Source organism: Microcystis aeruginosa FD4 (assembly GCF_009792235.1).
Taxonomy (GTDB): domain Bacteria; phylum Cyanobacteriota; class Cyanobacteriia; order Cyanobacteriales; family Microcystaceae; genus Microcystis; species Microcystis viridis.
This window is the reverse complement of record NZ_CP046973.1, coordinates 5,060,495-5,074,326: the sequence shown is the minus strand read 5'-3', so window position 1 is coordinate 5,074,326 and position 13,832 is coordinate 5,060,495. Positions and strand designations below refer to the sequence as shown.

Annotated in this window: 8 protein-coding genes; 1 reads left to right on the top strand and 7 read right to left on the bottom strand. The window is 42.2% G+C overall.

The window, feature by feature from the left end:
* Positions 1-145: 145 nt before the first annotated feature.
* The 5 genes from GQR42_RS25175 to GQR42_RS25155 all read right to left on the bottom strand — a co-directional run bounded on the left by GQR42_RS25175 (position 146) and on the right by GQR42_RS25155 (position 6,407).
* Positions 146-1,450 carry an ABC transporter substrate-binding protein gene (locus GQR42_RS25175; RefSeq protein ID WP_158202060.1) on the bottom strand — a complete coding sequence of 435 codons (1,305 nt, stop codon included), beginning with the start codon at positions 1,448-1,450 and terminating at the stop codon, positions 146-148.
* Between the two features lie 467 nt (positions 1,451-1,917).
* Positions 1,918-3,156 carry a carboxyl-terminal processing protease CtpA gene (gene ctpA / locus GQR42_RS25170; protein WP_158202059.1) on the bottom strand — a complete coding sequence of 413 codons (1,239 nt, stop codon included), beginning with the start codon at positions 3,154-3,156 and terminating at the stop codon, positions 1,918-1,920.
* A 191-nt stretch (positions 3,157-3,347) separates the two neighbouring features.
* The gene (fba, locus tag GQR42_RS25165; RefSeq protein ID WP_045358622.1) at positions 3,348-4,427 is read right to left on the bottom strand and encodes a class II fructose-bisphosphate aldolase; all 1,080 of its coding nucleotides are present in this window, start codon (positions 4,425-4,427) and stop codon (positions 3,348-3,350) included.
* 132 nt (positions 4,428-4,559) lie between these two features.
* Positions 4,560-5,687: an aldo/keto reductase gene (locus GQR42_RS25160; RefSeq protein ID WP_158202058.1), complete on the bottom strand. Its 1,128-nt coding sequence runs from the start codon at positions 5,685-5,687 to the stop codon at positions 4,560-4,562.
* Positions 5,688-5,906: 219 nt separating this feature from the next.
* Positions 5,907-6,407: a bifunctional nuclease family protein gene (locus tag GQR42_RS25155; protein ID WP_052275610.1), complete on the bottom strand. Its 501-nt coding sequence runs from the start codon at positions 6,405-6,407 to the stop codon at positions 5,907-5,909.
* A gap of 358 nt (positions 6,408-6,765) precedes the next feature.
* Between GQR42_RS25155 and rpsD the strand changes: the two genes are divergently transcribed.
* Positions 6,766-7,374: a 30S ribosomal protein S4 gene (rpsD, locus tag GQR42_RS25150; protein ID WP_002798058.1), complete on the top strand. Its 609-nt coding sequence runs from the start codon at positions 6,766-6,768 to the stop codon at positions 7,372-7,374.
* Between the two features lie 212 nt (positions 7,375-7,586).
* Here rpsD and GQR42_RS25145 read toward each other — a convergent pair whose 3' ends face one another.
* Positions 7,587-9,440: a hypothetical protein gene (locus GQR42_RS25145; protein WP_158202057.1), complete on the bottom strand. Its 1,854-nt coding sequence runs from the start codon at positions 9,438-9,440 to the stop codon at positions 7,587-7,589.
* A 26-nt stretch (positions 9,441-9,466) separates the two neighbouring features.
* Positions 9,467-13,831: a DUF6603 domain-containing protein gene (locus GQR42_RS25140; RefSeq protein WP_233271167.1), complete on the bottom strand. Its 4,365-nt coding sequence runs from the start codon at positions 13,829-13,831 to the stop codon at positions 9,467-9,469.
* Position 13,832 lies beyond the last annotated feature (1 nt).

Sequence of the window (13,832 nt, the reverse complement as noted above, 5' to 3'; positions counted from 1 at the left end):
GCACAAAGTATGAATTATGAATTATGAATTATGAAGTGGGGTAGTGAGGTAGTGGGGAAGTGGAGCATTTGGCTGAAATTTCCCTAAACCCCTAAATCCCTATCCCCTGCCTTCTGCCTTTTGCCTTTTGCCTCCTGATTACTGATTACTGATTGGGTGTCACCTGATCGATAACCTTGAGAGTGCCGTCATCCTTGACAGTCCAGACATCGTAACTACCGACCACATCGCCATTTTCATCGATATCCACATTGCCACTGGCCCCCTGATAGTTAATATCCTCGCCTTTGCGAATCATTTCCATAGCTTGACAAGCATCGGTTACTTCCGTCCCCGGACCATTAGCCACCTCACGAATCTTGCTTTGAATCCCCTCACCAGTGTTAGATTTAGCCGCCTCGGCTGCTAACATCAATAAAATCGCCGCATCCCAAGTATGGGGAACAAAAGCGGTGACATCCTTGCCGGTTTTTTCTTTCCAGAGAGTAGTAAAAGCGCTTAAAGCTTGACCGTTGGCCCCGGGGACTGTACCTAGGGCGCCGGCAATAATTGACTTACCATCGGTTCCTTTCCCCACCTGTTTGGTGAAATCTTCCGAATAAACCCCATCGGTGAGGAGGACAGTAACTCCTTTGGTCAACCCCTGTTTATAGGCCGCTTGTAGTAATAAACTGCCCGTTTCAGCGTAAAGGACTGCCGCTACAGCATCCGGTTGGTTAGCGAAGGCAGCCGCCGCTTCACTATCGAGAGTGGCAGCTTTCGGGTCATAACGGACAGGATTTTGCTTATTAGTGATAGTGCCGCCTAATTTATCGAAAGCGCCAACGAATTCCTGCTCAAATCCCACTCCATAATCGTTATTGATCACGACGGTGGCCACATCTTGAAAACCCTTTTTCTTAGCCAGGACTGCTAAAGCTTGAGCTTGGTAGGTGTCTGGGGGAGCCGTCCGGGCCCAAAAACCTTGAAAATCGCCTTTTTTCGCCCTGTCAGTAAAGACAGGACTGGTGCTACCCGGAGAGACTAACATAACTTTATTTCTCACCGCCACATCGACGGCTGCTCCTGAGACGCTACTGGCAAAGGAACCGATCACACCGGCTACTTTATCCACCTCCGCTAGTTTTGTCATCGCCGAAGCACCGGCAGCGGGATCGGTTTGGTCATCTTCTTTCACGAGGGTGACGGGTTTGCCATTGACTCCACCACAGGCATTGATAGTCTCCACCGCTAGGGCGGCTGCTTCGGGCATATTTTGACCAATAGCGGCTAAATCTCCGGTAATGGGCAGTAAGGCCCCTAATTTTAGTCCCTCATCACTGGGGGCAGTGGTGGTGGGACTAGAGGTGTTGTTATCTGGGGTTTGGGCATTATTACAAGCGGTTAAAAAATTAGCTAAGAGGCTGATGCTCAGGGTTAGGGCTAGGGGCGATCGAATATATTTCTGCATGGCGGTAAGATCAAGGATGAGTCAAGGTTGCAAGACTGAAAAGCCAGGACTGGGAAAATTCTCATCGATGTTAGCATTCTCTCCAAATCAAACAGGTTTCCATCTTAATTTAGATATTGATGGAAAAAATGGCTAATTTGTTCGATCTATGCCGTGGGGTGTGGGAAGTTTTTTCAGTGATCAGTAAACAGTAAACAGTAAACAGTGAACTGAAAACGGTTCTTTTTGTTTGTGTTATGCAATGGAGGGGGTTATAAGAGATGAAACCCTTATAGAGAAAGACATTGATGCGATCTTTGTCAATTGTTTTCCCTCTCTAACGAACTAATCAATTAAGTCTCTTGCCAGATAAGTATTTAGTCGATTTATGCCCCCCGATCGAACCATACCAAGTAGCGAAGAACCCTGAAAACTCGCATCTGATAACTGGTAACTGATAACTGGTAACTGATGGCTGAAAACCCCACTTAGGAAGCTTTGGCTAAAATGGTCTTCTGGTTTAAAAACTGAATCGCCGTTTGGTATTGACTATCTTTTTCGGTGCCGATTTGCTCATAGGTGATCGGTTCCTGTGCCACCACTTGATCGGGCATAATTCCTAACTTATGGATATCATGGTGAGCGGGAGTTTCATATTTGGCGACGGTAATCGCTAATCCTGCCCCATCGGGTAACTCGAATAAGGACTGAATTAATCCCTTACCGAAAGTCTTTTCTCCCACTAAAACCCCCCGTTGATTGTCCTGTAATGCTCCGGCTAAAATCTCGCTGGCGCTGGCGGTTCCCTGATTGACTAAAACGACTAAAGGTGCGTCAGTTAAAGCATTGCCAGCAGCGGCAAAACTATCGGCAATTCCCTCACGATTAACCGTATAAACGATCGTTCCCTGATTAATCCACATCCGAGCGATTTCTATGCCCGCTTGCAGTAAACCACCGGGGTTATTTCTTAGATCCAAAATATAACCCTTGGCTCCTTGTTTTTGTAAATTCGTCACTGCTTCCGAGACTTCTTTGGCAGCGTTAGCACTAAATTGATTTAAGCGCACATAACCGATGGGCAAGGAACTAGAATTTTTATCTAAAACCGCTACCACTGGACTTAAAGAAATGCGTTGACGGGTTAAAGATAGGGTTTTTGGTTGACTTTTTTGATCGGGAAGAATGACTAAGGAAACTTCTGTTCCGGGAGTTCCGCGCATTTTGGCCGCTGCTGCATCGAGGGTTAAAGTAGTAGTATCGATGCCATCAATAAACAAAATGCGATCGTGGCTAGTCAAACCAGCGGCCTCAGCAGGAGAACCAGCAAGGGGGGCAACCACTTCTAAGTAACCATTGTCGGGATTGATATTAATTTGCAGTCCTACCCCTGATAATTCCCCCGTGGTGCTAATTTGTAGGTTATGGTATTGATCCGGTCGCAAGAGACGGGTAAAGGGTTCATCGAGAGTGGCTAACATCTGTTCGATCGCATTGTAGGCCGCCGTCCGGTCGTTGAGGGGTTTTTTGATGAATTGTTCCCGCACCTGCCACCAGTTTTGATGATTAAATGTGTCATCATAATAAGATTGGTTGACTAATCGCCAAGATTGCAGTAATAATTTTTGTTCTTCGCTAAAGGCGGCTGCTGTGGGTGTCCATGCCATCCAAGTTAGACAAAACCAAAATCCCACTAATAATCCCACCCACAACGATTTTTTTCTCATCTTGCTTCTCTTATAAATCAAGTGCTGATCTGCTGATTATTTTCAGTATAGTCTTTTCTCTGAAATCGATTCTTATCTGGTAACTCTTTCCCTTGAAGGCATTGCCATAAAAAAGAGGGTAGTTATGGTTAACTACCCCAAAAAATCCTGCTAAACTGGTGCTATTAAGCGATCGCTTAATTGTTCAGCCACTAGACAGCCACAACTTTTTTGCTGACTTGGGTTAATTGCCCTTTAGCATATTTGGCTGCGTAGTCATCGAGGGACATTTGTTTGATTTTGCTGGCGTTACCGGCGGTACCAAATTGTTGATAGCGATCGGCACAAACTTTCTGCATATAGGTGATCGAGGGTTTCAGGAAGAAACGGGGATCAAACTCTTTCGGGTTGCTGAAAAGTGCTTCCCGAACTGCGGCGGTAATTGCTAAACGGCAGTCGGTGTCGATATTGATTTTACGCACACCACTCTTGATGCCTTTTTGGATTTCTTCCACGGGTACACCGTAGGTTTCAGGGATAGCGCCACCGAATTGGTTGATTAATTCGAGGAGATCTTCAGGAACCGAGGAAGAACCGTGCATAACCAAGTGAGTATTGGGTAAGCGGCTGTGAATTTCTTCAATGCGGCTAATAGCAAGGATTTCGCCAGTGGGTTTGCGGGTAAATTTGTAAGCGCCGTGGCTAGTACCAATGGCTACTGCTAAAGCATCTACTTGGGTTCTTTCGACGAAATCCACCGCTTCATCGGGATCGGTTAACAGCATCGAGTGATCTAATTCCCCTTCAAAACCGTGGCCATCTTCCGCTTCTCCTTTACCGGTTTCTAGGGAACCTAAGCAACCGAGTTCTCCTTCCACACTAGCACCGATCGAGTGAGCAACTTTTACCACTTCAGCAGTAACGTTAACGTTGTACTCGTAGGTGGCGGGAGTTTTGGCATCCGCTTCTAAGGAACCATCCATCATGACACTGGTGAAACCGTTACGGATCGCCGAGTAGCAGGTGGCGGGTTCATTACCGTGATCTTGGTGCATCACGATGGGGATATGAGGATAGGTTTCCACCGCAGCGGTGATCAAGTGACGCAGGAAGTTTTCCCCTGCATATTTGCGCGCACCGCGAGAAGCTTGCAGGATAACGGGGCTATCGGTGGCTGCCGCCGCTTGCATGATCGCTTGGATCTGCTCCATATTATTTACGTTAAAAGCGGGGATGCCATATCCGTTCTCAGCCGCGTGATCCAACAATAACCGCATGGGGACGAGTGCCATATCCTTTACTCCTTAATCTATTTCTTGTTTTTTGTCTCTTTAAATTCAAGAAAGTTAATTCTCTTACCTGTTAATCTTAAGATAGTTTTTACACTTTGACGATCCCCAAAAAAAATTTTTCAGGGTTTCGTCTTAAGATGACCACAATCTCCGTTGCGCTGGTCCTTTAAGTAGTTCGTGTGTATTAAATAGCAGCTGGGGAATCGGCAATTTTTCCGGGCAGCGAGGCAAACAATCACCGCATTCAGTACAATTATTCGCTTTGCGTCCGGGGAACCAATGACCGGCATTTTCTAGCATTCGATAGCGATACTGGCCAAAATCGGTCATTTCGTAAGCTACTGCCAGATTCCGCAGTCTCAACACTTCGGGGATGTTAATATTTTCGGGACAGGGTAAACATTGATAACATTGGCTACATAGATCTGTGGCCAATTTATCGGTTAAATGTGCCTCTAAACGCTTAAAAACGGCAATTTCTGCCGCATCTAAGGGCTGCTCTCGTTCGCATACGTTAATAATTGCTTCTAATTCCTCTGGGATCGCTGCCCCGACGCTGAGGGTAGTAATGCGCGGATCGCTCAATAAAAAGCGATAATTTAGCTCTAGGGGTGAAAAAGGAGCGCATAATTCCTCTAGCTTCTTGGGAGGTCTGTGGAGACCACCTCCCTTATCAGCAGGGGAGATAATAAACACACCCATGTCCTTTGCTTGGGCTAAAGCGATCGCCGGTTGCTGTCTTTGCCAAAAAAAATAGTAATGGATATTGACAAAAGCAAAGAAATCTGTATTGATCGTCTCCAGAATAATTTCTAGGGGTGCATGGGTAGAAAAGCCAATATGACCGATTTTTCCCGCTTCTTGGGCCATAAAAACGGCTTTCATGCAGCCTTGCGGGTCTTTAATCCAGTTTAAATGCTCGCGGGTGTTAATACCGTGAATTGCTAGACAATCGAGATAATTTAATTGTAATCGTTTTAGGGATTCGGCGATCGCTTTTTCCATAGTTTGGCGATCAGGAGTGGGGACTAATTTCGTAGTCAGATAAACTTGCTCCCGCACCCCTTGACGCTGCAGGTAGCGACCGAGAAAAACTTCGCTATTACCGTAACCTCTGGCCGTTTCTAGGTGATTAATCCCCAATTCTAGGGCGCGATCGACTGTTGCGGTAAACACCGACTCTGAGGACAAACAGCGCATTGTCCCCAGGGAAAACAGCGAAAATTGCCAATTAGTACGGCCAAATCGTCGATAACGCATTGATTCAGTTATCAGTTATCAGTTATCAGTTATCAGTTATCAGTTACCAGTTATCAGTTGTTAGTTAGAAGGTATTGGGGGATGGGGTGTGGGGGTGATGGGGTGATGGGGTGATGGGGAAATGGGGTGGTCACTGCGTGCGCGTTGCGGGGGGTGATGGGGAGAATAAATAAAAGCTATCTCGTGTCTCCTGACTCCTGTCTCCTGTCTCCTGAATGTTCACTGATCACTAAAATCACCGTGACGTTGGATCAGGTCTGAGGGGCTAAGATTGGAGACGAAATTGCGAAAAGCTTGACGTTCCTGTTCATCTGCGTCACGATCGACCGGGATAGAAGCGGAAGCGATCACTTCTTCCATTACCCAGACGGGACTGTTGGTACGCAGGGCAATAGCGATCGCATCACTGGGACGACAATCGATTTCTTTTTTGACTTCGCCGCGCTGGAGACAGAGAACAGCATAAAAAGTATTATCTTGGAGAGAATGGATGATAATCTTTTCTAAATCCATGTCCCAAACTTTAAAAATATTAGCGATCAAATCGTGGGTGAGGGGACGAGGGGGTTTTTGTTGTTCGAGGACGGTGATAATGGCCTTAGCCTGATCTTGTCCGATGTAGATAGGTAGGGCGCGACGCTCGGAACCATCCTTGAGCAGTACAATGGGACTGCGAGTAATAGCGTCTAGGGCAATTCCAGCGACTTTCATTTCGATCATGACTATGGCTTCTCCAAGATAGAGATTCAGCTAGGGAAGGAGTGGGAAAGCAACCTGAATAATATAGTGCTTCGTTACACTCACAGTATGCCCTAAGATGGCGGAGATTAGCCTCATCTTTAACGAAAAAAATACATCACCTGCCGTCAGGAGATAGGGTGATAGGGGTTTAGGGGTTTAGGGGTTTAGGGGTTTAGGGGTTTTGGGCTGTTAGGGTTTTAGGGTTTTAGGGTTTTAGTTGAAATTCCCCCACTTCCCCACTTCCCCATCTCCCCATCTCCCCACACCCAAATAAATTACTTAATTTGTGCTATGATAATAGTTTTGGGATAAATTTAAATAGGAGCAGACTGTCTGTATGTCTCGTTATAGAGGACCGCGCTTGCGCGTTGTGCGTCGTTTAGGGGAATTACCAGGGTTAACCCGTAAAAATGCCCGTCGTGCCTATGCACCGGGGCAACATGGCCAGGCCCGGAAAAAACGTTCAGAATATGCCATTCGTCTAGAAGAAAAACAAAAACTGCGTTTTAACTACGGTGTCAGCGAAAAACAATTAATTCGCTATGTCCGCAAAGCTCGCCGGGCTACCGGTTCCACCGGTCAGGTGCTGCTGCAACTCTTAGAAATGCGTCTGGATAATACCGTTTTCCGTCTCGGGATGGCCGGGACAATTCCGGGGGCGCGACAATTAGTCAATCACGGTCACGTCACCGTTAACGGTAGAGTTGTGGATATTGCCAGTTATCAGTGCCGTCCGGGTGATGTGATTGGAGTCAGAAATCAAGAGCGTTCCCAGGATCTCGTCAAAAGAAATATGGAATACCCCGGTTTAGCCAATCTGCCGAGTCATTTGGAATTTGACAAAAACACCCTCGTGGGCAAAGTGAATGGCGTTGTGGAAAGAGAATGGATTGCCCTCTCGATTAATGAACTGTTAGTAGTGGAATACTACTCTCGGAAAGTCTAGGAAAAAAGCCTTTTCCCGATACCTTGAGGACGCAATTGGCAGCGTCCTTATTTTATTACGATAAATTTAGTATTTTTGATTGTATATCTGAACTTCCCCATTTGGACATATAGCGTTTCTCACACCTGTGTGGCACAGTTAAACCTTTGCTGATTAAGCTTTTCAACATCGATAATGTACCGCTTGCGAACAGTAAACGCTATAATATGTTTTTAAGAACCAATAAATCTCACTTTTTCTACTCCTTCAATCATCTCTAAAGCCAATTGTGCAGAGGTAAATGAGCTACTATTGTCCACTTGTTCTTTAATCCTGTTAGTAAGTGAATTGATATCTATAACTCTTTTTTCTGAATCTTTCCAAGGAATATTATCAACCTTTTTGTTAATGTCCTGACCATCTAAGTTTTTTAATTTTTTGTAAAAGGTTTTATTCTCATCATCCCAGTCTAGTCCAAAATGTAAGGTTTCTGGTTTTTGGTGAATATCTACAGTTTTGATTTTTCCCTTAAATAAACAGATTAAAACATTAGCAGAAAGACGTTCTATCCGTAGTAATTCAATCTTTTTTGTATCATCTTCATGATAACCATCAACGAGTAAACCCGGCCAACCTGACACTACATCTGAACGGAGTAAGAAACCAGTTACTATGGGGTAATTGTTAACAGCAGGATTTGTTTTATTTTCTTGATCCTGTTTATGATCTGATGTAGTTACTCGACCAATACTAAATGCTCCATCTAATAAGCATTCTATCCAAAGGGAATCAATATAGAAGAAACGAATTGATTCTACAGGTAACATAAGTTCATCGGGAACGAGATAATTAAAAGGTACACCTTTAAGAAGACTTAAATCTTCAAACCAATTATAAATACTCTCAGGTAGATCAGTATTAGGTTGATTATAAACTGGTAAATGAGTTTCTAGATTTTGTAAGCTTTGTCTATGAGCGCGTTTCCAATTATAGAGACTGACGGATAAATTTTTACTCTGTAAAGTGAGTAATCTTCCTAATTCCCAAGCAGCAGAGTATGAAACATCAAATATACCATTATCAGGATTATAGATGATTAATTCATCTGCTGTACGAATGGGTAAGGTGATGTTATTATTAGGATTGTTGCCGGTGATTAAAGGACTATGATACCAAGAGAAGGTTTTACCTCCTTGTCGTAAAAAATGGGGGAGAGGAACATAACCCATAGATAGATATTTTTCCGCTTCAGGATTAGCAACTTGTGGCAATCTTAGGGTACTAGGTTCTCGGTTAAGATTGGTCAAAAGTCCTTGAAAACTTTGCTTTTCATCTATACAAGAAAAACTCCAACTTTTTAGGCTAACTAAACGAATTTTATCATGATCTCCTGCTCCCTGAAAATCAAAACCGTTATTATTATAACGTCCTTCTAAAGAAACCAGATGGACGATACTTCTGCCGCCTTTTTGGGGAAGTCTATTACAAATAATAACATCTAATTCATCGCCGATTAAGTTTCCTTGCTCATCTGTTCCTTGACGAACATGAGCAAGATAAGTTAAGTCTTCTTTAGTGGGTAAAATTTTTTCTAATAACTCTTTTTTGACATCAATAATTATTACTTTATCGTCTTCATGTTGTCCACTTTCTAGGGTAAAATTAGTAAATTTAGCAAGATAACTATTAATATCTTTTAAGGTTTTTAGGGTAACAATTTGGGTTTCTGGTGCTTCCTTTTCTTCAAATAATAATAAAGCTAACCAAGAGATATTATTATTGTTAGAAATAGCCTGACGTTCCCAAGGTAAGGTACTACGGTTTAAGATAATATGGGGTAAAACCTTGGAATGTTCCCCTAAGCTACCATCAGGGGGAAATACAGCATGAATAGCTGTGGGTTTTAAGTCAAATCTTTCTGCACCTACAGAAAATTTTCTAGTAATCTGAAAGGAGGTATTAGCTGGAATTTTTTCTCCTGTTATTTGTTGTGTAAGAGTAATCTGATAGTCACCATCTTTTAAAGCTGGCTGATGATACTGAATAAATTCAATTTTAGTGGGTTCAGTTGTGGTAGTTTCTGGCATTTTTTACTCCTTTAATAATAATTAATTTAATTAACTAAAACTCCAATTTTAGGTGAACCCAATAAATTGTCTGCAATTGTTGCACTGAGATCAATTTCTTCACTGTTTAAATTTAGTGCTTTTAGTAAATTATCTCTGGTGTTGTTGACTGCATTATCTACAATAGTGCTACTAATGTCTTTAGTGGTTTCCTCCTGAAAAGTGCTAATCGTCTGCCAATGATAAGCATTATTAATTTGAGTAGTGCTAAATTGTAATTCACTGCGATTAATGGCTTGAGTTGCTCCAGGTTCTGGTTGTTTTTTAGGTTTAATTTCTAATCCAGATAGGGTATTTTCAATAAATTGATTACCATTCAAACTAGGGGTTAAAGATTCGCCCCAAAGTGCGATGGGAACTTTTTTAAATAGGGGAATACAAGCAAAATCTTCGTCAAATTCTGCTGAACTTAGAGACTTGCCATCTCTAGTTATACTAATCGTTAAATCTGAGGTTAATTGCTCCGATTTGACTTCCATTGGACTGATGCCAAATTGGGTATTACTTGCCGCAATTTGGATTTGATCGTCTTGAAGAGTTATATCTTTAGTATAGACAGCTTTATTAGCAGGAATGACTGAATTAGTGACTAAGCAGAAATCTTTAGGATTAATGATCCCTAAATCTGTTTTATCATCTTGATTAACTTTTCTGACTAAACCCTCTTGAACAGTAATACTACAAATAGCATCAGCAGCAGGGAGAAAAGAGGTTTTAAACTCATTCCAGTCAATAGCTTTGGGAGATTGAGAAGCACTGCTACCAAAACGTACATCAAAAGAAATAATCCGAAGATGAATATGGGCAATACCTGTAAATTCGGGTCCCCAGATGTGTAAATCTGCCCCTAATTGAACGGTAATATGATGGGTCCCAAAAAAGTGAAAAGTATAGGACACTCCCATATCAACATAGATAGAAATATCGTAGTGATAGGGTTTCCAAGACATGAGAAAATCTGCCCCGGCGTTAAACCAAGCGCTCAGAGGGCCACTATTCCAAGTAGCTTGGAGATGTCCCCCTGCCATAATAGCGGAAGGAGTCAGGGCAAAGTAAGCATCCGCTTTGATGTAAAGTTCACTGTTGACTTGCCAGTTAATAGTAAGAGGAGGAACTTTCGGATAATGGTCAGGGACTTTAAAGAGGGGATGATAACCCCCTAAAGTAAGAACAAAATCTCCCTCATGTACGTTAGGGGCAAACCAGCCATAAAAGGCAAATCCCCCGGTTAAATGACAAGCTTGGGAAAGGATATAAGAGTTAGGAGTAAGTTGGGCAATAACGCCGATAAATCCTTCGGCGGGCAGAAAACTGGCTTTGATGGCTAGTTGTACTTGGGCAACTGGGGGGACTCCTGCGCCTACATTTGGGGGGGCGATGAGGGTGGCTAAACCAAGTATATTAAGTTCAAAACGATTACCAAAAGCGACGGTAAGCAGGAGAAAAGAGTCAATTAGTTTAAAGGAGGTGAATTTAATGCCGATGGCGAGGAATATTTGCCCGGTTTCGGGGGGGATATAGTCCCGGAGTTTGGTTAGTTCTCCTGTGAGTCGGGCAGCTTGGTCTGAGTTAGAACCCTCAGCAGGAGGAGGGTTAACGGCTTCGGCGACAAGGGGGAAGGTGGCAACTTGGTCAATGGTGGGGACTTTGAGGGCGCGGTTATAACCAAAACCGGCGGCTAATCCGGTGACGAAGAAGAAGGAGGGGCCACCGATGGGGTAGTCAAGAATGGCGTAGATAAAGAGGGAGGGATGCCCTTCAAAATAAGCATAGGACCCTATGGCGGAAAGTTTGAGGGCTTTGCCTTTGACGTTAAATTTGATAACGGCAGCCCCGTTGTATTCGTCGTAGGTTTTTCCATCTTGGGTGGTGATTTTGGTTCTGAGGAATGCGCCACCAATTTCTAATGTGTCACTTCCTTTGTAGTCGATGCCGATGCCTTTAAGTTCAAATTGGGGGTTAAATTGATTGAGGGGGGAGTTAACGGCAAGTCCATCGAGGGAGAGGGAAAGTCCGGCTAGGTTAAGACTAGCATCTAATAAGAAGCCGATGGCTGCGTCTTTGTACTGTACTCCTACTCTTTCAAAATGAACGGGACCAAAGCTTTTTTGGATTTTAAACCAAGTGGCGTTATCAGAGGGGGGGGTGGTGGTAGAGGGAATAACAGTCGGCTGACTTGGGGTAGGGGTTTGAGGAGTAGAGGAAGAAATTGGCAAGGCGAGAATGTTGGTTTGGCTACCGAATTGCATTTTGGCGGCTACATTTAAACCTTTCGGGAGTGCGATCGCTGTTTGGGTGTTACTATCTTTTATTGGTATTTGAGTACCTTGTCCTATCAGGTTGTTAAAAGCTGTGATTTCTAAAGAGGCAAAGTCTTTGTTGGCGATCAGGAATTGTAAGTCATCAACCCCGATGGTTTGATCTTTGGGAAATTCTTGGCCCACTAAGGGAAGGTTAGAGAGGTTAATGCCACCACCAATATTTAAGCCAAAGAGAAAATTAGTTATTGTTGCTTGTTTAGAATAGACAAATAAAGCATCTTTTAGACTTATTTCTAACCCTTCTGGAATTTCTAGTTGGGGGTCAAGATAACCAATTAGGTCTTTAATTTTTACCGTTTCTTCATCGTGGTAAGCAGCGAGGAAGTTGGTAGAGGTTTTATCTTTATCTGTATCGAAAATGAGGGCAAATTTTAAGCTGCCAATAGTGATATGTCCATCAAAGTGTTTTTTATAAGAGCCGTCTAATTGTTGGATGATATTAATATTTAAGGTAATATCTACTTCTTGATTATCAATAGGAAATTTGGACTCACAGGTAAAAGTAAAATCTTTAGTTTTTGTGTTAAATGATACTCCAATATTTTCGATGATTAAATCTGATACAGATGAAGGTAGGGTTTGATCAGTACCAAATTTGGTAGCTAACTCTTTAATCAATGTTCCTAAATAAATTTCGTTTCCAGTTCCTGTTTTACCTTCAAATTGCCAGCCATTACCCCTATTTTCTGGAGAGTTAGCCAAAATAAAAATACTAACATCAGCAACCATCAAACTAGCCGTGATTGAACCAGAAATACTATTACCTGATTTCGTTAACTCTAATTCAAGTTCAGCAATTGCTATTGAACTACTGGCAATTTTAAATTCCCAAACATCCTCAATGATGGTATGAATGGTGTATGAACTTTCACTGGGATAAGCGGTAAAAACAAATTCTGTAATATCTAATTCGGGAAAATCTTCTGCTTGGATAAAGTAATGTTGAATCAAAGCTTTCAGACTAATAGAACTATCTTGAGACTTGCTACCTGCAAATTCAAAATTAGGAAGACGAGTAAAAAGGTTGACTTTTACTCCAGCAACAGCGATTTGACTTCTCATGGATATGTAAGACAATTTTTTGCTTTGCAGATCAAATCCTATGCTGACACCTTGAATAGATATTTCTCCTAATCCTATGGCATTTAGTCCATTCTGCACAGTGGTTTTTAGGTTGTCTCCCCCTGCTAATTCTGCTAACTCTGAAAGTCCGGGTAAAATGTTACTATTGGCTGGAATAATAGTTAGTTCCCAAAAATTACGTCCCTGAAAGTAAATAATAATGTTATAATCACGTCCGATATGAAGAGTACCATGAATATTCCCGCCGAAAGATAAATTTAACTGGTCTTGATTCCGAGGAGAATATTTACTGCTGATTACTACGCCTAAATTTTTGAGACTGGTAAAATTATTAATAATTGACCATTCAGAACCACTAGGATTACAAGTTATACTGAATAAAGTGGGCACTAAACTGTCAAAACTAAAATCTAAATCTAGGGATGCAATTATCACATTATTAAAAATATCTACTCCTGTAGGTAAGTATTCTACCATTGCCGAATGAGTAGCATAATCAGCAATCTCTGAAAGAGAAAAATCAGTCGTTATTGAATTATTTAAGTTAAATTTTAATCGGTTTCCTTCAATTAATCTGCCTTGAACAGGAATCTGTTTTGCATTGAGATTCAATAAACCATCAATGATTAGGGTTGTGACAACTAAAGCAGATTCATTAGATTGGCTAAAACTTACTGTTATTTGAGTAATATTTAAAATTCTATCACCAATTCCTTTGATATTCCAGTAGTCAGCAAGCTGTCCTCTGAGAATAAGTTCTTGAGGAAAATTTTGACCAGAGAGGCTGATATTATCGGGACTTGGAACAGCGATGAGTAATTGTTGATCGGGTAAGCTTTCTAAAAAAGCTTTAATGTTATCAAAGGGAATCAAATCTTTATTTAAGATCAGATTTCCTTCTCTAAGGTGATTTTCTAATGTTGTCTTCGTATCGCTAAGTATTGACATG